Below are 23366 nucleotides of genomic sequence, written 5' to 3'. Positions count from 1 at the left end.
TGTGAAAAACACAACTCAAACAATGGTGAGTTGTGTTTTTTTACTAAAAAGGCGTATATACTAGATTGTTAATTTTTGTACATACACCTTTATTATTTGAATACCTCTATAGCAATTTATCCCATAGCTTTTTTCACAAATCGATTGATATCTACTACTGCACCGATCACAAGCAATATATCCCCTAAAAGAATTTTTTCATCAGCATTTGGCGAAATAATTATTGCTTCATCGCGTTTAATACCTACAATGTTTATGCCATAATTAGCACGGATATCTAAATCTTTAATAGAGTAGCCAGCTATTCGGTCATTAGCCTTTATTTCCATAATGGAATGCTCGTCTGATAATTCTAAGTAATCTAGAACATTACTAGACATTAAATTATTGGCAATTCGAATTCCCATATCTCGTTCTGGATGGATGATTTGGTCCGCCCCAATTTTCTTGAGCACCTTGGCATGATAGTCGTTCGTTGCTTTGACTGTTACATTTGGAACACCAAGTTCTTTTAATATTAATGTTGTTAGTATACTCGCTTGAATATTTTCACCGATTGCTACTATCACATGTTCAAAATTACGTATACCAAGTGACTTAATAACTTCTTCATCTGTCGTATCTGCGATAATGGCTTGTGTTGCAATTTTAGCATATTCATCAACTCGTTCAGAATGCGCATCAATTGCCATTACATCTGCCCCAAGACGAACAAGTTCTTGAACAATACTCCCACCAAATCGGCCAAGACCTATAACTACGAATTCCTTTTTCATACATAACCTCCGTGGGAATGAAATAATACTGATGTCATTTTAACCTATAGTGAATATTTTGTAAAAATTAGTATTCTAAACAATTCATCCTAAATAGTTTGTATCAAGTTGCTCTTCAACTAAGATCCCATTAGATATAGAGACTTGATATGCTTTTGCATTTGGTCTTGAACTAATAATTTTGACGATTTTTTCATTTACATAGTGAATACCAACACCATCATCTGCTGCAATACCTTGTTTTAGTTGGTTCGTTGCAATGAATTGTTGATACGATGGCCTTCTATCCTCTTCTCCATCATAATGTGGACAATGACTACCTTCTATGAATCCTAATCCTTGGATTGGCTCGAGCTCATCGCCAAAGGAATCTGTAACCCCCTCTTCGTACCAACAAATCGAACCTGCACTTAAACCTGAAAGGATAATTCCCTGTTCCCAAGCTTTCTTAATAATTTCGTCTAATCCCCATTCTTTCCATAAAGCTAATAAATTTTTAGTATTTCCCCCACCAACATAAAGAATATCTTTCTCTAATATAAAGCCCTCTAAATCTTTTGTTGGAGGTTTAAAAAGAGATAAATGTGACGCCTCACATGGAAGTGTATTAAACGACTCATAGAACCTTGTAATATATCCTTCAGAATCTCCGCTTGCAGTTGGAATAAAACAAATTTTAGGATTTTCTTTATTAGACTGTTTTAATATGTATTGATCTAGCACTAGGTTATCAGGCTCCATTGAAAACCCTCCCCCGCCAAGTGCGATAATTTGCCTCATACTGATTCCTCATTTCTTCTATAGTTCTTTAAGTTTTATTTTCTATTTCTTCATTGCTATTTCCTTCTATTACACACACTGAAACTTATTCCTTAAAATTTATGAAAAATAAAAAAAGGAGCAGTTTTAAGTTTTAAACTGCTCCGGAAAAATTGTATTTTAAATTTTATTAAATGATACCTAAAATTCTTCTTATACGCTGCTCTAGCATCCTCATTCCACTCCCACCAACTTGGTAGTGGCGTAATAACCCCTTTTCATCAAACAAGTAATACGCTGGAACATACTCATTTTCAAATGCATCGGTAAGTTTTAAATCATTATCGATGTAAATTGGATATTGAATGTTAAACTGCGCTGCGATCTTTTTAACTAAAGATAAATCTTTATCTTCCTTTGAACGTGGCATATGGATAGATACGATATTTAAGTCATCTTTAAAGCCACGAAGAATGTTATTTACATCCCACATCTCTTCCTTACAAAGATAACAACTAACTGACCAAAAATGAAAGAATGTCGGTTTCTCTCCAACTAAATCTTCTCGTTTTACTTTTCCATTGATCCAAGTTGTCGCTCCATCAAGCTGTGGCATTGGTGAGCGTAATCTCATTGTATAGTTCCTCCTTAAATGGATAGTAAAAATCATAGAAAGACGGATACTAATAATAAATTCAATGACTTTACATTCGGTTCATCACATTATGACAACAAAGAAAAGTTTACAAAAAAAATTAGAAAACATATTGAATATTACCATATTTTATGTATAATGGTTATCGTTATTGTAAACTTTAGGTTTTGTATTTGTAAACTTCCTAAACTAAAAGTTTATGAAGACTAAACTGCGAAGGAGCAAGAAACCTTTATGCAAATTGGAAGAAAAATCAAATCACTGCGTCTTAAAAAAGGGCTTACTCAAGAAGAACTTGGGGAAAGAACAGATTTAACAAAGGGCTATATTTCTCAACTTGAAAGAGATTTAAATTCACCATCAATAGATACACTATTTACTATATTGGAAGTTTTGGGTACAACTCCTAAAGAATTTTTCGATGATTCAACAGCCGAAGAAAAAATCGTTTATAACGAAGACGATCAAACAACATATTTCGATGAAGAAAAAAAATACGAAATTAAATGGTTAATTCCAACTTCTAATGAAAAAGAGATGGAGCCAGTTTATTTAACGCTTGAAAAAGGCGGAGAATTTAAATTGTTCGAACCTTCATTAGCCGAGACCTTCATTTATGTATTAGAAGGTCGCATACGAGTTGTCATTGGTGAAGAAGAATATATTGCAAGCGAAGGAAATGCTATTTATTACGAAGCATCAAACAATCACCAAATTTTTAACGCACATGATGGAAAAACTGAGTTGCTCTTAGTAGCAACAGAATCTTATTTATAAGGCTTGGAGGCGAAAATTTTGAGTAATACAATTATTCGTTTTGAAAATGTTACAAAATCTTATGATGACGAAGTCGTTTTAAAAAACGTTAATTTTGAACTTGAAAAAGGAAAATTCTATACATTATTAGGTCCATCGGGATGCGGTAAAACAACAATCCTACGTATGATTGCAGGTTTCACAGAACCGACAAGTGGAAACATATTTTTTAATGACAAAAAAATTAACAATGTTCCAGCAAACGAAAGACAAGTTAACACGGTATTCCAAGACTACGCTCTATTCCCCCATTTAAACGTATTTGAAAACGTAGCATTTGGATTACGCATTAAAAAAATGAAAGAAATTGAAATTAATGAGCGAGTAAAAGAAGCTTTAAAATTTGTTAACTTATCTGGTTATGGTAATCGTGAAATTTCTGAAATGTCAGGTGGTCAACGTCAACGTGTAGCGATTGCACGTGCAATTGTGAATGATCCAGAAGTTATTTTACTAGATGAGCCATTATCTGCACTAGATTTAAAATTACGATCAGAAATGCAATATGAACTTCGTGAACTACAACAACGTTTAGGTAAAACATTCGTCTTTGTAACACACGATCAAGAAGAAGCTTTAGCCATGTCAGACGAAATCTTTGTTCTTAACGAAGGTGAAATTCAACAATCTGGTACACCTGTTGATATTTATGATGAACCTATTAACCGTTTCGTAGCCGACTTTATCGGTGAATCAAATATCGTTGAAGGTGTAATGATTGAAGACTTTAAAGTACAGTTCAATGGAAAAGTATTTGATTGTGTCGACCAAGGGATGAAGCCAAATGAAAAAGTTGAAATTGTTATTCGTCCTGAAGACTTAGAGATTACTTCAGTTGATAAAGGAAAACTAGTTGTAAAAGTTGATACTCAATTGTTCCGAGGTGTACATTATGAGTTATCTACTTATGATAAAGACGGTAATGAATGGCTAGTCCACTCATTGAAAAAAGCTGATGTAGGGCAAGAGATTGGCTTAGACTTTGATCCAGAAGCAATTCATGTAATGCGTTTTAACGAATCAGAAGAAGATTTTGATAAACGATTAGAATCCTATGGAGAAGATGACAATGACAACTAAAGTATCGAAAGGTTCTTTATTCCCTTATGTTATCTGGATTGCCCTTTTTGTAATTGCACCGATTCTATTGGTAGGTTATTTTTCACTACTAGATTTAAACGGTAATTTTACACTTGCCAACTACGTTAATTTCTTTAAACCAGCTTATTTAACAATGACACTGACTAGTTTCTGGTACGCATTTTTAATTACGTTATTTACTCTAATTGTTGCGTACCCAACAGCTTATTTTTTAACGAAAACAAAACATAAACATTTGTGGTTAATGTTTATCATTATTCCATCTTGGATTAACTTATTGTTAAAAACATATGCTTTCATTGGAATCTTTGGTTTGTACGGCCCAATCAATGCGATTGCAGAAGTGTTTGGTATTGAACCAACACAAATTTTATTTACGGATTTTAGTTTTATATTTGTAGCGGTATATATTTTCATACCATTTATGATCATTCCTATTTTTAATGCTTTAGATAAACTAAATCCGACACTAGTTTATGCTGCAAGAGATTTAGGTGCATCAAGGTTTACAACATTTCGTCGTGTCGTATTCCCTCTAACAATTGAAGGAGTAAAATCAGGTATACAAGTTACATTCATACCTGCCCTATCGTTATTCATGATTACACGACTAATCGCTGGTAACCAAGTTATTACGTTAGGTACAGCAATTGAACAGCAATTTTTAGTCGCACAAAACTGGGGCATGGGATCTACCATTGCTGTCTTCTTAATTATATTTATGGTCATCATCATGTTACTTACTGGCCAGAAAAGAAAGAGAGGTCGGGTATAATGAACAAATTAACATCAGGTGCAAAAGTATATTTGGCCATCGTCTTTCTTATTTTATATGCGCCGATCTTTTATCTAATTTTCTACTCATTTAACAGTGGTGGCACGATGAATAACTTTGAATCTTTTACGTGGGAACATTATCAAGCAGTATTTGAAGATTCGAGACTTCTAGTAATATTAATAAATACAGTTATTATCGCTTTACTGTCTGGACTAATCGCAACAATTATTGGCACATTAGGTGCAATTGGTATCGTTTCAATAAGAAATAAAAAAATGCGAAATACACTATTGTCGTTTAACAACGTATTAATTGTAAGTCCTGACGTTGTAATCGGTGCAAGCTTTCTAATTTTGTTTACAATGATTGGCGTGAAACTTGGATTTACATCTGTTCTCGTTTCTCATATAGCATTTAGTATTCCAATTGTTGTATTAATGGTTTTACCAAAATTACTTGAAATGAATACGAATTTAATTGATGCCGCGCAAGACTTAGGCGCCTCTAAACGAGACGTATTAACAAGAGTAATTCTTCCATATATTAAACCAGGCATTTTCGCAGGATTTTTCATGGCCATAACTTACTCTCTTGACGATTTTGCCGTTACATTCTTTGTAACAGGTAATGGTTTCTCAACATTGTCTGTTGAAATTTATTCAATGGCTCGTGCTGGTATTACCCTTACTGTTAATGCGATTTCAGGGATTGTATTCATTGCTACAGTGCTTATAGTGATTGGATACTACTTTGTAACGAATCGCTCGAAAGTTGGCAACACGGGGGTGCAAGAATGAAATCATTAGTTCAAGCAACAATTGCGATTGTAGTTGCTTGTGCCCTGCTTTTCTTTGCAGCTCATCAGTTAGAAGCAGGTGGCGCACAAGGTAGTAAAGATACAATTACAGTTTACAACTGGGGAGAATATATCGATCCAGACTTGATTGCACAATTTACTGAAGAAACAGGTATTAAAGTAATTTATGAAACGTTTGATTCAAACGAAGCGATGATGACAAAAGTTCAACAAGGTGGATCAGCGTATGATATCGCTGTGCCTTCTGAATATATGGTGGAAATGATGAAAGAGGAAGATTTACTTATTCCTTTAGATCATTCGAAAATCCCAAATATGAAAAACATCGATCCATACTTTTTAGACTTAGCCTTTGATCCAGGAAATGAATATACGATACCTTATTTCTGGGGTACAGTTGGAATTGTTTATAATCCAACAATGGTTGAAGACCATCTAACTTTTGATACGTGGGAACATTTATGGGATCCATCACTTAAAGGAAAGGTATTTTTAGTTGATGGTGCCCGGGAAGTAATGGGAATGGGGTTAAACTCCCTTGGTGAATCATTAAATGCAAAAGATGATGAATTGCTACGTCAAGCAACCGATAAATTAATTTCTCTATCTCCAAATATTAAAGCAATCATCGGTGACGAAATTACTCCATTGATGATTAACAACGAAGCAACTGTCGCACTTACTTGGTCTGGTCAAGCAGCAGATATGATGTGGGAAAACGAGGATCTTGATTTTGCAGTTCCTGAAGAAGGTTCCAATTTATGGTTTGATAGCTTTGTCATTCCAAAAACAGCAGCCAATATTGACGGTGCCCATGCATTTATTAACTTTATGTTAGATGCGGAAGTGTCCGCACAAAATAACGATTACGTAGGGTATTCAACTCCAAACGCAGCAGCGATGGAATTAATGGATCCCGAGGTAATTGAGGATGAACGTTTTTATCCAGACGAAGAGCTTCGTGAACATTTAGAAGTATACGAAAACCTAGGTCTCGAATGGCTAGGTAAGTATAATGAATATTTCTTAGAATTTAAGATGTCGTTACGCTAGTGATCAATAGCGTTTGATGGCAATGTGGCTGCCCCGAATTTCGGGGTAGTTTTTTTTATTTTGGGTGGAGGTTTTTCTTGCGAATTTATGGGGGTTATTTGCGAAATCGTGGCGTTTATTTGCGATTTCTGGGGGTTTATTTGCGATTTCTGGGGGTCTATTTGCGATTACTAATTTACTTGCGATATCATGAGCTTTATTTGCGATTTCACCAGATTTACTTGCGAATTTCGTAGACTTATTTGCGAGTTTCAAGGTTCCATTTGCGATTCAAAGTTTACTTGCGATATCGCGATGTTTATTTGCGATTTCCTCACATTTACTTGCGGATTTCACAAACCTATTTGCGAGTTTCAAGGTTCCATTTGCGAATACAAGTTTACTTGCGATATCGCGATGTTTATTTGCGATTTCCTCACATTTACTTGCGGATTTCACAAACCTATTTGCGAGTTTCAAGGGTCCATTTGCGAATACAAGTTTACTTGCGATATCGCGATGTTTATTTGCGATTTCCTCACATTTACTTGCGGATTTCACAAGCCTATTTGCGAGTTTCGAAGGTCCTTTTGCGATTCCAAGTTTACTTGCGATATCGCGATGTTTAATTGCGATTTCCTCACATTTACTTGCGGATTTCGTAGACTTATTTGCGAGTTTCAGGGATCCATTTGCGAATACAAGTTTACTTGCGATATCGCGATGTTTATTTGCGATTTCCACACGTTTACTTGCGGATTTCACTTGTTTAATTGCGAATTTCACTTGTTTATTTGCGAATTTAATAGGTCTATTTGCGATTACAAGTTTACTTGCGATTTCGCGATGTTTATTTGCGATTTCCACACATCTACTTGCGAAGTTCACATGCTTATTTGCGAATTTTCATGCACCTATTTGAGCTTTCCAAGGGGCCATTTGTGAATCCACACTCCCCCGCTAAATCCTCCACACCTAAGCGTTATTCCTCCTTCCAACTACCTCATAGTCAACCAGTCTACTAATCCTTTTATCTGTTTCTATTAAATTGCATTTATGTAGTGCTCACTGTCATTTTATGTTAAGCTAGTGAGTATTACATTTATAGACGTTTATTTGGATGACCTAAAAGGGTGGGTGGAAAAGTATGACTCAAAAAACAAAAAAACTTGCCTTACTTATTTTAATGTTTAACATGTTCATTACAATGGGCGGAATTGGTATTATCATTCCCGTATTACCTTCGTATCTCGAGATATTTGGTGTAGGCGGCCAGGTGCTCGGGTTTTTAATTGCTAGTTTTGCATTAGCCCAATTTCTTTTTTCGCCAATTGCAGGCGACTTTTCTGACCGGTATGGTAGGAAAAAATTTATCATTATTGGTCTTATCATTTACGGTATCTCACAAATTATTTTTGGGTTAGCCAATCAAGTTTGGATATTATTTATCGCGCGTTTCTTAACCGGTGTCGGCGCTGCATTTATCATGCCTCCAACGATGGCCTTTGTTGCCGATATTACAACACCTGAGGAACGTGGTAAAGGTATGGGGCAATTAGGGGCTGCTATTTCATTAGGTTTTATGATAGGTCCTGGAATCGGTGGTTTTTTAGCAGAAATCGATTTACACTTTCCATTCTTCGCTTCAGGTGTCGTCGCATTGTTAACAGCCCTTCTATCCTGGATTATATTGCCAAATGTGCAAACACAACAGGAACATGCAGTGGCAAATCGACCACCTCGAGAAAATCTACTGCAACAACTCGTAAAATCAGTTAAAACTCCTTACTTTATTTTACTAATTGTCGTCTTTACGTTTAGTTTTGGTATTGCTAATTTCCAGTCTACGTTATCCATGTTTTTAAAACTTAAATTCAGCTATACTCCAGCTGATATCGCAATCGTTATTACCGTAGGTGGTTTTGTTGGTGTCATCTTACAAATGTTTATTATCGATATATTATTTAAAAAATATGGAGAAATGAAGGTCATTTTAATTAATTTAATTGCCGCAGCTATTACGATGTTCTTAATGATTTTTGTAAACGGTTATTTTGTCATTTTAACGGTAGCGACGCTATTCCAAATTGCAACGATATTTATCCGTCCTGCAGTTAATACGTTAATATCTAAAATGGCTGATCGGGACCAAGGATATGCTGCTGGTATGAACAATGCTTATATGAGTTTAGGGAATATGATTGGTCCTGCATTAGCTGGAGTTCTTCTTGAGTGGAGTTTACCATCACCATTCATCTTCGGCGCAATTATATTAATTGGCTGTTTTGTTTTAGCTTATGGATGGAATCGGAAAAACGCCCCTACTATTATACACGCAGAAGTCAAATAAATATAAAGAAGCAATCTTGAATTACACAAACTCAAGATTGCTTCTTTTTTATACTTTAAAATCTACTAAACACGCCTTCATCATCATAAATATATAAAAATACTAGATTTGAGGTGATATATTGAAAAGCTTAATAAATAACTTATCACCGGAAGTAATCGAGCAAATATTAGAAACCGCCTTTTCATGGTTTGTAGTGGTAGACAAAGACGCCAAAATTATTTATATCAATGAAGAATACTGTAAATTCCTAGAAGTGAACCGCGAAGAAGTAATCGGAAAACATGTCACTGAAGTCATTGAAAATTCCGAAATGCATCTTGTCATGCAACACGGAGTTGCTCATATTGCGGCACCACATTATATAAAAGGTAATTATATGTTACCAAATCGTATTCCTATTTATGTTGATGGTGAAATAGTTGGTGCTTTCGGTAGTGTAATGTTTAGAGACGTCAATGATTGGAAAAAATTGAATTCCCACGTACAAAAAACATTAGAAAAAATAGAAAGAAATATGAATACATCTATGAATCAACAGGAACGTTTCCCTAATTTAATTGGGTCTTCTAATGCAATCCGTAAAATTAAAGAAACCATTTCCATTATTGCTCCAACAAAGCTACCAGTATTAATCGAAGGTGAAATTGGTTCTGGTAAAGAATTGTGTGCTAGAAGTATTCATCGATTATCGGATCGTTTTGAAAAACCTTTTGTGACGATTGATTGCTCATCGATTCCAAAAGAGTTATTGGAAATAGAATTGTTTGGAAAGTGGGACGGAAACACTTTAAAAAAAGGAAGAGTTTCCCTCGCCGATGGCGGGACAATTTATATTCAAGAAATTAGCGAACTACCATTAACCATCCAAGCAAAGTTATTAAAAATGATACAAGATGGGACAATCCAACCCGTAGAAACAGACGAAGAAGTTCCAATTAATACAAGAGTCATTGTAAGTTCCAATTCCCCTCTCACAGAATTAGTAAAAACAAAGCAATTTCGGGAGGATTTGTTTTACCGAATACAATCTATCACTTTACAAGTTCCTCCCCTGCGTGAAAGAATTGAAGATTTACCAGAGCTTATTCAAACATTTATTAACAAATTTTGCGTAGAAGCCGGTAGACGTAACATTAAAGTTCATCGTAAAGTTTACTGGACACTCCAAAACTATGACTGGCCAGGAAATGTTCGTGAACTACAAGATATAATTGAAGCAATTGTGCATCTTGCAGATGGGGATGTAATTACAGAAGACATCTTACCATTTCATCTACGTCGCAAGTCTTCTAATTTCAGTCGTTCAAACGGTACATTGGAAGAAATATTAAATCACGTTGAAGGTCAAGTGATTAAAGAATATCTACTAGTTGAAAAAGATAAAAATAAAATTGCACAACAGCTTGGTATTAGCCGTTCCACTCTTTATGAAAAAATAAAAAAACACAACTTATGACCTAAAATCCAACAAATCGGACAGCATTCCGAATTGTTGGATTTTTGTTTTCCTTATTCTTTAGCCTGTTTTCAGCTTTCTTTGTATAGATTGTCCAGATTCCTGGATTTCTCTAACAAAACCTAGTTCACATTTTTGAAACATATGAGTGCATATAGTGAATTACCTTTGAAGTTGAGGGCATTTGTAAACGTTTTTCGATAGTACTTAAAGGAGTTGATAACCAGCAGAGTTAGACAAGCAGTTTTTAATGAAATTACATGTGAACATTAATTTACGGTTGACCATATCAATTTAAAAGGGGGTTTACTAATGGATACTAGTATTGTCTTGAGTATGGTCGGACTCATAGGTGGTCTTGTCTTATTAATTTGGCTAACTATGAAAGGGATAAATATTATTATAGTTGGTCCGATTTCTGCCTTATTCGTAGCTATTTTATCTGGATTGCCATTATTTCCACAACTCGCTGAAGAAGGTGCAGCGAACTTTGTAACGAGTTATATGACCGGATTTACAGGTTTTATCATGTCCTGGTATTTAATGTTCCTACTTGGAGCAGTTTTTGGTAAAGTAATGGAAGATAGTGGTGCTGCTGATGCCGTTGCAAAATTCATTGTCGATAAATTAGGGATGAAATATGCGGTTATCGCAATTGTCGTTGCCTGTGCTGTCTTAACATACGGTGGCGTTTCATTATTCGTCGTTGCTTTCTCGGTTTATCCAATGGCAATTTCATTATTTAAACAAGCTGATTTACCACGTCGTTTTATTCCAGCGACATTAGCATTAGGGTCTGTAACTTTTACGATGACATCGGCGGGTTCTCCAGAAATTCAAAACTGGATTCCTATAGAATATTTAGGGACAACTCCTTATGCTGGTTGGGAAGTTAGTATCATTGTTGCCGTATTTATGGCTGTATTTGGTTATTGGTGGTTAAAACGTTTAATTCAAAAAGCGGTTAATAAAGGAGAGCGATTCGTTGCTCGAAAAACAGATCCAACATTCGATTCGTCACGAACTTTACCGAATCCAATGCTATCATTTATTCCGTTAGCTGTTGTATTAATTATTTCGTTTATATTCCATAATGATTTAGCTCAATCAGCACTTATTCTTGCTTTACTAGGTGGTATTATTGCGACATTCATCGTTAGTTGGAAATACTTTAAAGATCCTTGGGAAGCAGTATCACAAGGGACAATTGGTGCAATTATCGCCATTGGTAATACGGCTGCTGTAGTTGGGTTTGGTGGGGTTGCAAAAGCAGTACCTGCATTTAATGTTGCTGTTGATGCAATGACAAGTATTCCTGGCTCACCTTTAATTGGTGCAGCTGTAGCTGTGTCAGTTATTGCAGGTATGACAGGATCCGCATCAGGAGGTCAATTAATCGCATTGCCACTCGTTGCACCTGGATATGTAGAAGCAGGGGTAAACACAGAAGCCCTTCACAGGGTCGTTGCAATTTCTTCAGGTGCTTTAGACTCCTTACCACATAACGGATATGTTGTTACAACGATTCAATCAGTCTGTGGTGAAAAACATAAAGATGCATATTGGTCTGTAGCAGCAACAACAGTTGTTACTCCAATAATCGGTGTAATTATTGCAATTGTCTTATTCTCATTAGGTTTAGGTCTATAATCTATTTTAAGAGCCGCTTAAACGACTCTTCACTTAGGGGGTTATATCGGGGTGGTTGAAAACAAAGTTGTATTTATTACAGGTTCTGCACAGGGGATTGGCTTTGAAATTGCAAAGGCCTTTCATTCAAAAGGTGCTAAAATTGTTCTAACAGATAAAAATGAAGAAAAGGTAAAAGAAGCAGCTGCTTCATTTGGAGAGGAAGCAATTGGACTTTCGTGTGATGTAACAAGTGAAGAAGAAATTATCGAATCGATCACAAAGGCAGTTGACCATTTTGGGCGAATTGATATTTTGATTAATAACGCTGGTATGCAACATGTCGCTATGATTGAAGACTTTCCAACAGAGCGCTTTGAATTACTAATTAAGATCATGTTAACCGCACCATTTGTTACTACGAAACATGTATTGCCAATTATGAGAAAACAAAAATTTGGACGAATTATTAATATAGCGTCCATCAATGGCTTAGTAGGATTTGCTGGTAAAGCTGCTTATAACTCTGCAAAACATGGCGTTATTGGTTTAACAAAAGTAGCTGCACTTGAAACAGCTACAGACGGAATAACAGTTAATGCAATTTGTCCTGGCTACGTCGATACACCTTTAGTTCGTAATCAGTTAACTGATTTAGCAAAAACTCGGAATGTGCCATTAGAGAGCGTATTAGAAGAAGTAATTTATCCTCTAGTGCCACAAAAACGTTTGCTTGATGTATCCGAAGTCTCAAATTTAGTTCTATTCATCGCTAGTGAGGATGCAAAAGGAATGACTGGTCAAGCGGTTGTATTAGATGGAGGCTATACCGTTCAATAATAAAAAGGTGAAGAAAACTATAATTGTTTTCTTCATCTTTTCTTTATAACGATCGAATAAACTGTTCCACAAAGTTAGCATTAAAAGCTAATAGACTTTCATCTGGAGACATTTTTGCATGGTGCAAACCATACTCACAATTTGCCCCTGCCCAGAACAGTGCACCTGGTATCTCTTTTAAAAAGTAACCAAAATCCTCCCCTGTCATTGCTGCAGGACTTAGAACTGGTTGACAATCCTTAATTTCTTTCGCAAAAGATAATAACTTATTCGCACATTCTTCGTTATTATTAACTTCATAATACATAGAACCATAATCAATTGTAACTGAACATTCAAACGAAGCTTCTATTCCTTTACAAATAGCATCAATTCGACGTTTTACTTCCACCATCGCATTAGCACTTAACGTACGAATAGTTCCTTCTAATCTAGCATTTTCTGCAATAATATTTTGTACGGTACCAGATAACATTTTTCCAATAGTAATTACGCCACTTTCCATTGGATCTACATTTCGGCTAATAACCGTTTGCAATTGAAGAATTAAATTTGCTGCAGCAACTGTCATATCTCGTGTTTTATGAGGATATGCAGCATGACCACCTAACCCTTTTAAATCAATAAACAATTCCGATGTATTCGCAAATAGTAACCCAGGTCGTGTTGCCACTGTACCTACCGGATATTCTGGAGCAATATGTAATGCATAGATTTCATCAGGTAAAAGGTCAGGACGATCAGATTTTAACCAATTTAACATTGGTTCTGCTCCACCAGGTCCTTCTTCTGCCGGTTGAAAATAGACAATTACGTTTTGTTTAGGTTGACTTATCGCAAAAGCCTTTACTAATGCTAAAGCAATCGTCATATGACAATCGTGACCACATGCATGCATTCTTCCTGCATGAGTTGAAGAAAAGCTCAAACCTGTTTCTTCTACAATAGGAAGTCCGTCAATATCCGTACGCCATCCAATTGATTTTGATGGTTCGCTACCTGAAATTTTAACGATTATTCCTGTTTTCCAAGTTGTTATCGTCAAAAAATCTTGAGGAAGCTGATTTAATTGTTCTAATAAATATTGTTGAGTTTTATATTCTTGAAACCCAATCTCAGGTATTTGATGAAGATCTCTACGAATTTGAATGAGCGTTTCCATAAATTACACCTTCTTAAATATTTCTAAGAGCGTCAATAATTTCAGTTTTTGATTTTGTTTTTTCATCGATCTTCTTAATCACTTTTGCTGGAACACCACCGACAACTGTAAAAGGCTCAACATCACTTATTACAACTGCGCCTGCAGCTACTACTGCGCCTTTACCAACGCGAACCCCTTCTAAAACTACTGCATTCGCACCAATTACAACATCATCTTCAATGATAACCGGTTGTGCTGAAGGTGGTTCAACGACTCCAGCTAAAACTGTACCAGCACCGATATGACAGTTATTTCCTACTATTGCTCTTCCACCTAACACTGCGCCCATATCAATCATCGTTTTTTCGCCGATTTCAGCACCAATATTAATAATCGCACCCATCATGATAACTGCATGATCCCCAATCGTTACTTGGTCACGAATAATTGCACCAGGTTCAATTCTTGCATTTTGATATTTTAAGTCAAGTAAAGGTACACCGGAATTTCTACGGTCACTTTCAACTACATAGTCTGTTATTTGACTTTCATTTTGTTTTAAAGCTGTTTCAATTGTAGACCATTCACCAAATACAACTGCGTGAGAACCTTCACCAAAAACTTTTGTATCCTCACCATAGGATAATTCAGCTACTTTATCACCTTTCACATATACTTTTACAGGTGTTACTTTTTTTGCATTAGAAATAAAATCGATAATTTGCTGTGCATTTAATTTTTGGTTCACTAATATTCCCCTCTCAATCATAAAACATGTTACGATTGTACAAAAATTTCACCAAAAACGCACGAATTAATTTCTATTAAATTCAATTTATTTTCATTTTATGGTAGTTATTTATAGATTGTACTTGCATGATCCTTAACTACATCAACAAATGCATCAACTTGTCTTAACTCAAATGAAGACTCATAACCTATAAGCCAAGTATCACGAGTTAAGCCTACATCTTTTTCACTCGTTGAAAGGGGGATTTTGTTTACATTTTCTTCTCCATTTAAAGTAATGGAAGGCAATATTGCATAGCCAATTCCGTTCATGGCCATTTGTTTACAAGTCTCAATTTGGTCAACAATAATTTGTCTACGCGGGTTAGAAGAAAAATGACGTTGCCACCAAAGTTGTATTTCCTGATAGTAGTTTGAATCACTTTTAAATTGAATGAATGGTCGATCTGTCGTTAAAATTTCGTCGATATTCGTAATTTCTTTGTCAACTAAGTACATCATATCTTGAAATAAGTGTATTTTTTTTCCTTTCCATTCAGCTTGTCCGCGCACAATTCCAATATGTGCTTCACCTTCGTAAAGAGCTTTTACAATTTCAGAACTCCAACCAGTAATTAAAGAGATTTTCGCATCTGGATATTTTGTCACGAAATCCTTTAATACTTTTGGTAACCAGTTATGACCAACTATCGAAGCACATGCAATTTTTAATGTTCCATGCACTTTAGAATTCATTGCTTGTATTGCTTCAAATACTTCCTCTTTTTTCGCTATCGTTTCAATCGCATATTGAATAATTAGTTCTCCAGCAGGTGTAGGAGTTAACCCTTTTTGTGATCGTATAAAAAGCTTAGCACCCCAGTCTTTTTCAATCGATTGTAAACGTTGGGAAAGGGCTGGTTGTGTTAAAAACAATCGCTCTGCTGCTTTTCTCATATTTTTTTCTTCAGCAAGTATTTTAATAATTTCCGCTTCAGTTGTTGTCACTTATGTTCCTCCTTTATAAAAAGGTTATGTACATTATTTAACATATTGATTTTTTCGATTTTGTAATTATAGTATACGCTAAAAAAAACGAAAAAAGGGGTGTCTAGAAGACATTAACTTCAAGACACCCCTTCATACGTGCCATTATTTAGACTTTTTACGACTGGTAACAATAAGTCATCTGTCCTTACGCAAAAAAACTTCCCCTATTTCTAACTTTCTACTAATCTACTTGATAAATATATTTTTTTAATTGTTTTAAAATGACACGTCTAGTCAAAATACCCGCAAAAGTACCTTCCTCATCCACCACACAAAGAAACGCATGGTTAATAACTAAATCTAATGCTCTTTGGAAAGTATCATTAATTTTTAAATGAACTATATCTGATTCCATTACATCATCAACTTTTATATTATGGAGTTTATCGTATTCTATTCGTTCTAATCCTAGAATAGCTTCAGTAATCATTTTCATTCCTAGTAATCCATGTAATCTGTACTTGGTATCTAATACTGGAATTGAAGAATAACCCGTCTTTGTTAAAACAAGCAGTGCATGTTCTGCACTATTTCCAATCTGAACATGTGCAACCTTTTCAGCAGGTATTACAAAATCACTAATTGGTGTATCTAATAAAGCTTTACTATTTAAAGAAATCATTTCCCATTACCCCTTTTTGCGTTCATTTCAGAACAGCTACTACTATTATTATCATATCATAGATGACCAAATTATGACCATGACAATAACCGCGGTTAATTGTATACATTGGAAACGTTTTCATTTTTTCTCTTTAATTATATAAAAAAAGCAACAGAATTCATTTAAAAACGAATTCCATTGCTGTTCTGTTTTACATTTATTATATTGTGATAATATTAATACCCATACTGCGACCAATAATAAAAAATCATAATGCCCGTAAACAGTCCAAATATAATATACATAATGATAATTGGGTTCATCATAATTGGATTTTCACGGACGTTTTTAGCAATAGGTGTATCTGAGGCTGTTGCTCTTTGGGTAGTTCTTTTCATTACACCTACCGTCATATAATACGAAACTCCAATGATTATAACACAGGTTATAATCAAGGGGATAATCCATCCGCCCATTTTTTTATCACTCTCCTTTACATTGAAGTACTTTTAGTATTCAACTGGGGAGTAGTTTTATTCTACATCAAAGTATAATGAAAACGGGGAGTTCTTATCGTCATTTTTGCAAACTCATCATAAAACTAGGATTACTTTAATAAATATTCCTGTATTATTTGGTCAACTGGAAGCGGCTTATTGTATAAGTAGCCTTGACCTTTTTGACAATTATGTTGTTTTAAAAATTGTTCCTGTAATTTTTCTTCTACACCTTCTGCTACAACATCCATCCCTAAATTTTGAGATAATGTTATAATTGCTTTAATAATCGCTTCATTTTTCTCATCTTTAGAAATATCTTTAATAAATGACTGATCGATTTTTATTATATCAATTGGGTATTTTTTTAAGTAACTTAAACTTGAATAGCCCGTACCAAAATCATCCACCGATACGAATACACCTAATTGTTTTAACTTAGTTAAAATCGAATGGGTTTCATTTACATTGACCATAGAGCTTTCAGTTATTTCTAACTCTAAATATCTCGGTTCAATATCATATTTAGATAATAATTGTTCAATCTTTAAAGCGAATTTTTCCTCTTTAAACTGCTTAGGTGAAATATTCACTGCGATTCTTACAGGTCGATATCCTTTTGAATTCCACTCCTGTAGATTTTTACACACTTGCTCTAATACCCAGTCACCAATTTGAATAATTAGCCCTGAACTTTCAGCAAGTGGAATAAATTGCGAAGGCGGAACATAACCGAATTTACGGTTGTTCCAACGAATAAGTGCTTCAAAACTATCAATTTCCTTCGTACGTAAATCGATTTGTGGCTGTAAATGAATCGACAATTCATCAAACTCAATTGCTCGTTTTAAATGGGACTCCATTAAAACTTCATTTGGAAATGCTTGACTCATTTCACTTCGGTAAAATCGATAATGATACCTTCCATTTTTCTTTGCATAATACACAGCCTGCTCTGCTTGGTGTAAGACAGTTTCTAAATCATTATTATGACCGTATGTACTGATAGAAATACCAATCGAAGTCGTAATGAAATACTCTTGTTCATCTAGAATAAATGGTTCTTTAAAAGATAATAAAACTTTATTTGCAAACAATTCTATTTCTTCTCTTGAGAAAAACTTGAGAATAAAAACAAATTCGTCTCCATTATATCGATAAATTTCACAAAACTCATTGCGTAATTTCATTAATCGATTACTAACCATTTTTATTAATAAATCTGCAGAACTTTTGCCTAATGATTCATTGTATTTTTTAAAGCGATCTAAATCTGCAACGATTAGGGCAACATTTAGTCCATCTGTAAATTTGCTAATTTCTTCATTCCAATGTTCGTTTAAAGCTTTTCGGTTAAATAAACCTGTTAGCTCATCTTGATAACTAAGTAATTGGAACGGTGTGCCATCAGCTAAGAAGAAATCATTTATATCTTTTAAGATGATATGGATTCCAATTACTTCGTTATTCCAGTATGTAGGGAAGGTTTTAATATTGTATGGTTCTTGGCTAAATTGTCTATGATTAATAACTAATTTAGGCATAGCCATTGGAAAACCTTTTAATGTATTGTCAAAGACGATTTTAAATTGTTTTTTATAATCATCATCGATTAAATCAACTAAACTTGTACCGATCAGTGATGAATTTTCTAATGATAGTTTTTTTGACGCAGCGTTATTTGTATATAAAATGTTCCCATCTAAATCTATAGAAATGATTGGGTCAATATAATTTTCAACAAATAATAAATGTTTTGCAATATCATTTTCAGTAGTTACATACTCTACGTTGTTGTATTCATTTACCTGTCTAATAATAATTGAATAGTAAAGTTCTTCACCCATTTCTATCTTTTGGACACTAAGTGCACATAGTTGTGCATTTTCAGTTAAGGTAAAGAACTTTACTTCATTTTGTGAACTGGAAAATAACCTTTCAATTTCTCCCCAATTTGTGCTATTGAAGAAATCTTTAGCAGTTATTCCTTTTGTAAATGATTTCTTATCTAACAACGTTAAAGCCTTTGCATTCGTCGTTTTAACATATAGCTTATTATTCGTTTCAGTTACAATGACTATAGCATCGAATGGATTTAGATTAATGAATTGGTTAAAAATTTGCTCAACATGTTCTTGTTGTATATGTGACATAATTTTTCCTCCAGTAAAGGCGAATGGCAAGCTGTTGTATGTCTAATAGTCCCAGATTTTATAAAAAATTACTATAAAACCATTATACACTAATCTTAATCTTCGACTATAACTCTACTCATTGCTTCTTCAATAAATAACTCTTGACTATTAATAGAATTTGCACTATTTCTTCCATCTTTATAGTGATACTTTCCTGTGTGATTTTGTACTCTCGCTTTGACATTGTCAGCTAATTGAGTAAGTAAGATGCTCATGACACGTTCTTTTGTTTCTTTTGCATAGATAGGAAACAAGATTTCTACTCGTTTTACCATATTTCGTGTCATAAGATCAGCAGAAGATAAATACACTTTATTTTCTCCATTATGATGGAACCAGTAAACTCTCGTATGTTCTAAAAATCTTCCAACTATACTTGATACTGTTATATTTTCACTTATACCTGGAATACCAGGACGTAGACAACAAATACCTCGTACTAGTAATTCAATTTTCACTCCATTAATCGAAGCCTCATAAAATTTCATTATAATATCTTTATCGGTTAAGGAATTCATTTTTGCACGGATATAGCCATTTTTATATTTTTTATGACACTCAATTTCTTCATCGATTAATCGAATAAATTCATCTCGAATATCGAAGGGCGATACAACAATATGGTTAAATTTAGGCTTTTCTGTATATCCACTTAAATAATTAAAGAAGTTTGTTGCATCAATACCAAATTCCTTATCAGATGTAATTATCCCCATATCTGTATAGGCTTTTGCAGTAGCATCATTATAATTTCCTGTTCCCAGGTGTACAAACCGTTCTATTTTTCCTTGACGTCTGCGAACTACAAGTGTAATTTTTGAATGTGTCTTTAAATTATTCATTCCATAAATAACAAGACAACCTGCTTGTTCAAGTTCTTTAGCCCAGTGGACGTTATTTTCCTCATCAAAGCGTGCCTTTAGCTCTACTAATACCGTTACTTGTTTTCCATTTTCAGCTGCTTGCTTTAATGCTTGAATAATTGGAGAGTTCCCACTTACCCGATATAAAGTTTGCTTAATAGCTAACACACTCGGATCAATCGATGCATCTGCTACAAAATCTATTATCGGTTCAAAGGATTCGTAAGGATGGTGGAAAAATATATCTTGCGTTAATGCTTTCTCGAATATATCCTCATCAGAATCTAAATCTCTCGGATGTTGTGGGATAAAGCTTTCGTAAACTAAATGCTCACGACCTACAGATATTTTCTTTACGAAACTAAACAAAAATGTTAAATCAAGAGGTCCATCTATTCGATAAACATCCGTTTCTTCTATCTCAAATTCTTCTAGTAAATATTCGAGAACCTCATCGTTCATTTCCCCGTCTCTAACTTCTAATCGACTGCCGACGCCCCATTTACGCTTTTTAAGTTCTTTTTCAATCTCAACTAGTAAGTCTTGTGCACCTTCTTCATGGATCGTTAAGTCTGCATTTCTAGTTAAACGAAAAGCTTGTGTAGACTTCACTTTATAGCCATAAAACAATTGATCGATATGGCTAGTAATAACATCTTCTAAAAGAACAAAAACTTTCTCATCATTTTCACTAGGGATTTCGATAAATCGATCTAATACTGAAGGTACTTGTACAATTGCAACGCGCTCATTAAATTCCTTATTTGCCCCGTTATCTTCAAGCATAACTAGTAAGTTTAACGTTTTACCTAATAATGTTGGGAATGGTCTGTATGCATCTACAGCCATTGGTGTTAAAACGGGAAAAATTGTTTCCTCAAAAAGTTCTGCAATATAACTTTTTTGTTTATCGTTTAATGATTTTATTTCCTTTAAAAAGACGTTTTCTTTAGGTAATAAATCAAATATTAAATGACGAAATTCCTCCATTTGCCTTCTAACAAGTGTTTGTGTACGTTCAGCAATTTTCTTTAGTTGTTCCGTAGGGGTTAGACCTGCTTTGTTTTCAGGTTTATGAAAGTCTGCTCGAACTTGGTCCTGTAAACCTGCGACACGTACCATGAAAAACTCATCTAAGTTTGAACTAAATATCGCTATAAATTTCAATCTTTCTAACAAAGGGTTATTCTTATCTTCAGCTTCTTCTAGTACACGTTCGTTAAAAGCTAACCAACTTAGTTCACGATTATTGTAATATTGTGGTTTTGCAATTTCTTCTAACATATTTATGGAGATTTGCTCACCTTTATCGGTGTCGCTTTCATGAAAGTCATCATTCTTCTTAATTGAACTTTTTTCGAGGTCGGTATTCACTCGTCAGCCATCCCTTCCAATGTAAAGTGAATCGTTACGGGTACTTTAAAAAGTCGTTCTAAATGTTTTTTTTGCCTTTCAGCTTGATATTTTTCAGCAATTGCATTTTTCTTCGTAGTAATAATTGCATGTATTAAGTTTTCATTTTTCTCTAATTTAATCCTCTTTACTATGTTTCTTTTCGATATATTTAAAGCATAAACAAATTTTAATAATGCACCAAAATCCCGAAGGTTTTTCATTTCTTCTTTAGAAATCCACGTGTCAAATGGTGTTGCAAAACGTCTAAAATAATCACGGTTTTTATAGGAAGCAAGTAAAGCTAATTTTACACGGTCTTTATGATTCATACCTTCCAACGATTGGTTGGCAATTATATAAAATGTATGTTGACTTGCAGAATCAAGCTCGATATATTCCCCAATAGAATATAGTTTCGCTGCTCTTCTAATTAGCACATAATCGTTAATATTAAATTCAAATAAGTTTAAATTACAGACCTCATTATATAACTGATCCGCCAATGTAAGTAGCGTATTAGATTCTTCTTCTGTTCTTCCGTACTCAAAGGCAAGTTTATTTGAGTTTTCCTCGAACACATTATACTTATCAAAGGCATCCTGATTGTCTTGCAATACTCGATGTATGATTACACCTTCCCGTAATCCTTTTTTACTTATTTGGAACTTGCTAGACCCTACGACTTCCATAAGGACAATAAAAACGTCCATTGCTAACCCGATAATATCTGCACGGTCTGAAGAGAGGCCATCTAATTGTTTTAATTGCTCAATTGTCATTTTCCCTAGATATTGATTTAAATGCTCCAAATCTTCTTTAATAATTTCATAATGATGTACACCCGATATAGGATAATCAATACGATGTTGATGAACTTGAGCAACATTTCTGGCACTTCCACCTATGGCAATCACTGGAAAATACACATTTTGTATCCATGGTATACTTTGAAATTGTTTTTTTATAAACTCGCGGAGTAGTTTTCTTTCCGTTTCATCTAATAATTCGCCTTTTACAAAATTTTGTTTTAGCGAGACAGTTCCAAATGGAAAACTATATGACTTTTGTAGCTTCTTATCTGTAAATAATGTAATTTCAGTTGAACCTCCACCGATATCAACTGTAACTGCTGAAGGTGTATCCATTGAATGGGAGACTGCTAAAAAGCCAAAATAAGCTTCTTCCTCTTCAGTTAAAAGTTCGATTGTTATTCCCGTTTCCTTTTTCATTCTTGCAATAATTTTGTTTTTGTTCTTAGCTTGTCGAATGGCTGCTGTAGCAACTGCCTTAATATCTGTTACTTCATAATCCTCTATAATCATCCTAAAGGAATTTAACGTATTTGCTAATAACTGGATTCCGTCTTCGGACATTTCGCCATCCGATTCTATGTAATTTCGCAATCTCGCTACAGCTTTTATATTTCCAAATTCACGGAGCCCTTCATTTTTTTCATATTTATAAAGTACAAGTCGAATTGTATTAGAACCAATATCGATGATTGCTGTTTTAAGCCTTCTCATACTCTCCACATCTCTTTTCATACTAGAATAAGTTCAAATCAATCAGGGTGAAGGGCACTTTAATAATTTGAACATCGAAACTCCCTCTACGCATACCACAATTGATGTTACACTTTACTGTATAGAATAGTGCAATGCCTCCCTATTTAAACGAGTAAATAAGAAAAAGTCGGAAGCCCTAAAAAGGGATCCGACTTTAACTTTCCATATTAAGTGAAACTTACCTCAATGATACTTAAATTCACATTGATGGATAGTTCAGGTCCATAGAATGTAGACTGCACAGATACTATTTTAGGATTCGTTTGTATTTAAAGATTTGACTATTTTAGTAAATCTACTACCTCTACATTT

The 23366-nt window shown here is 34.4% G+C and carries 21 protein-coding genes; 9 read left to right on the top strand and 12 right to left on the bottom strand.

Features of this window, described 5'->3' with window-relative positions; all coding sequences use genetic code 11:
• Positions 1-116 precede the first annotated feature (116 nt).
• The 3 genes from CRO45_RS01565 to CRO45_RS01555 form a co-directional block, all read right to left on the bottom strand.
• Complete coding sequence (locus tag CRO45_RS01565) at positions 117-776, bottom strand: potassium channel family protein (protein WP_097147863.1); 660 nt, start codon at positions 774-776, stop codon at positions 117-119.
• Positions 777-860: 84 nt separating this feature from the next.
• Complete coding sequence (locus CRO45_RS01560; protein ID WP_097147862.1) at positions 861-1556, bottom strand: Type 1 glutamine amidotransferase-like domain-containing protein; 696 nt, start codon at positions 1554-1556, stop codon at positions 861-863.
• Positions 1557-1725: 169 nt separating this feature from the next.
• Positions 1726-2169, bottom strand: coding sequence for a TlpA family protein disulfide reductase (locus tag CRO45_RS01555; protein WP_097147861.1), 444 nt, complete (start codon positions 2167-2169; stop codon positions 1726-1728).
• A 255-nt stretch (positions 2170-2424) separates the two neighbouring features.
• On the opposite strand from CRO45_RS01555, the gene CRO45_RS01550 reads away from it, so the two are divergent.
• The 5 genes from CRO45_RS01550 to CRO45_RS01530 are packed head-to-tail and all read left to right on the top strand — an operon-like array spanning position 2425 to position 6755.
• Positions 2425-2967, top strand: a complete 543-nt coding sequence (locus CRO45_RS01550) for a helix-turn-helix domain-containing protein (RefSeq protein ID WP_097147860.1) — start codon at positions 2425-2427, stop codon at positions 2965-2967.
• 15 nt (positions 2968-2982) lie between these two features.
• Positions 2983-4086 (top strand): ABC transporter ATP-binding protein, encoded by a 1104-nt coding sequence (locus CRO45_RS01545; RefSeq protein WP_097148092.1) that lies wholly within the window; start codon positions 2983-2985, stop codon positions 4084-4086.
• Positions 4076-4882 (top strand): ABC transporter permease, encoded by an 807-nt coding sequence (locus CRO45_RS01540; protein ID WP_097147859.1) that lies wholly within the window; start codon positions 4076-4078, stop codon positions 4880-4882. Before CRO45_RS01545 ends, CRO45_RS01540 begins: the two co-directional genes overlap by 11 nt.
• A complete protein-coding gene (locus tag CRO45_RS01535) occupies positions 4882-5682 on the top strand; it encodes an ABC transporter permease (RefSeq protein ID WP_097147858.1) in 801 nt (266 codons plus the stop codon). Before CRO45_RS01540 ends, CRO45_RS01535 begins: the two co-directional genes overlap by 1 nt.
• Entirely contained in the window at positions 5679-6755 is a 1077-nt protein-coding gene (locus CRO45_RS01530) for an ABC transporter substrate-binding protein (protein ID WP_097147857.1), read from the top strand. Before CRO45_RS01535 ends, CRO45_RS01530 begins: the two co-directional genes overlap by 4 nt.
• Positions 6756-7025: 270 nt before the next feature.
• Here the strand turns inward: CRO45_RS01530 and CRO45_RS01525 are convergent, their stop codons facing one another.
• The gene (locus tag CRO45_RS01525; RefSeq protein WP_097147856.1) at positions 7026-7601 is read right to left on the bottom strand and encodes a hypothetical protein; all 576 of its coding nucleotides are present in this window, start codon (positions 7599-7601) and stop codon (positions 7026-7028) included.
• A gap of 280 nt (positions 7602-7881) precedes the next feature.
• Here CRO45_RS01525 and CRO45_RS01520 point away from each other — a divergent pair, with 280 nt between their 5' ends.
• From CRO45_RS01520 to CRO45_RS01505, 4 genes are all read left to right on the top strand, one after another.
• Positions 7882-9084, top strand: a complete 1203-nt coding sequence (locus CRO45_RS01520) for an MFS transporter (RefSeq protein ID WP_097147855.1) — start codon at positions 7882-7884, stop codon at positions 9082-9084.
• A 121-nt stretch (positions 9085-9205) separates the two neighbouring features.
• Positions 9206-10543: a sigma-54 interaction domain-containing protein gene (locus CRO45_RS01515; RefSeq protein WP_097147854.1), complete on the top strand. Its 1338-nt coding sequence runs from the start codon at positions 9206-9208 to the stop codon at positions 10541-10543.
• Positions 10544-10855: 312 nt separating this feature from the next.
• The gene (locus CRO45_RS01510; protein ID WP_097147853.1) at positions 10856-12193 is read left to right on the top strand and encodes a GntP family permease; all 1338 of its coding nucleotides are present in this window, start codon (positions 10856-10858) and stop codon (positions 12191-12193) included.
• A 51-nt stretch (positions 12194-12244) separates the two neighbouring features.
• Positions 12245-13012 (top strand): 3-hydroxybutyrate dehydrogenase, encoded by a 768-nt coding sequence (locus CRO45_RS01505; protein ID WP_097147852.1) that lies wholly within the window; start codon positions 12245-12247, stop codon positions 13010-13012.
• A gap of 43 nt (positions 13013-13055) precedes the next feature.
• Here the strand turns inward: CRO45_RS01505 and CRO45_RS01500 are convergent, their stop codons facing one another.
• The 8 genes from CRO45_RS01500 to CRO45_RS01465 form a co-directional block, all read right to left on the bottom strand.
• Positions 13056-14174, bottom strand: coding sequence for an N-acetyldiaminopimelate deacetylase (locus CRO45_RS01500; protein WP_097147851.1), 1119 nt, complete (start codon positions 14172-14174; stop codon positions 13056-13058).
• A gap of 13 nt (positions 14175-14187) precedes the next feature.
• Positions 14188-14904, bottom strand: coding sequence for a 2,3,4,5-tetrahydropyridine-2,6-dicarboxylate N-acetyltransferase (dapD, locus tag CRO45_RS01495; RefSeq protein ID WP_235864502.1), 717 nt, complete (start codon positions 14902-14904; stop codon positions 14188-14190).
• Between the two features lie 107 nt (positions 14905-15011).
• Entirely contained in the window at positions 15012-15893 is an 882-nt protein-coding gene (locus CRO45_RS01490; RefSeq protein ID WP_097147849.1) for a LysR family transcriptional regulator, read from the bottom strand.
• Between the two features lie 223 nt (positions 15894-16116).
• Positions 16117-16557, bottom strand: a complete 441-nt coding sequence (cbpB, locus tag CRO45_RS01485) for a cyclic-di-AMP-binding protein CbpB (RefSeq protein ID WP_097147848.1) — start codon at positions 16555-16557, stop codon at positions 16117-16119.
• Positions 16558-16775: 218 nt separating this feature from the next.
• Positions 16776-16952, bottom strand: coding sequence for a short-chain dehydrogenase (locus CRO45_RS01480; protein WP_235864501.1), 177 nt, complete (start codon positions 16950-16952; stop codon positions 16776-16778).
• 194 nt (positions 16953-17146) lie between these two features.
• Positions 17147-19189 carry a sensor domain-containing protein gene (locus CRO45_RS01475; protein WP_097147846.1) on the bottom strand — a complete coding sequence of 681 codons (2043 nt, stop codon included), beginning with the start codon at positions 19187-19189 and terminating at the stop codon, positions 17147-17149.
• Between the two features lie 95 nt (positions 19190-19284).
• Entirely contained in the window at positions 19285-21378 is a 2094-nt protein-coding gene (locus CRO45_RS01470) for an RNA degradosome polyphosphate kinase (RefSeq protein WP_097148091.1), read from the bottom strand.
• Positions 21379-21464: 86 nt separating this feature from the next.
• Positions 21465-23012: a Ppx/GppA family phosphatase gene (locus tag CRO45_RS01465; RefSeq protein ID WP_097147845.1), complete on the bottom strand. Its 1548-nt coding sequence runs from the start codon at positions 23010-23012 to the stop codon at positions 21465-21467.
• Positions 23013-23366: the final 354 nt, after the last annotated feature.

Source organism: Ureibacillus acetophenoni (assembly GCF_900220965.1).
In the GTDB taxonomy this organism is placed as follows: domain Bacteria; phylum Bacillota; class Bacilli; order Bacillales_A; family Planococcaceae; genus Ureibacillus; species Ureibacillus acetophenoni.
The sequence above is the reverse complement of the archived record's forward strand: the minus strand, read 5'-3'. Positions and strand labels throughout refer to the sequence as shown.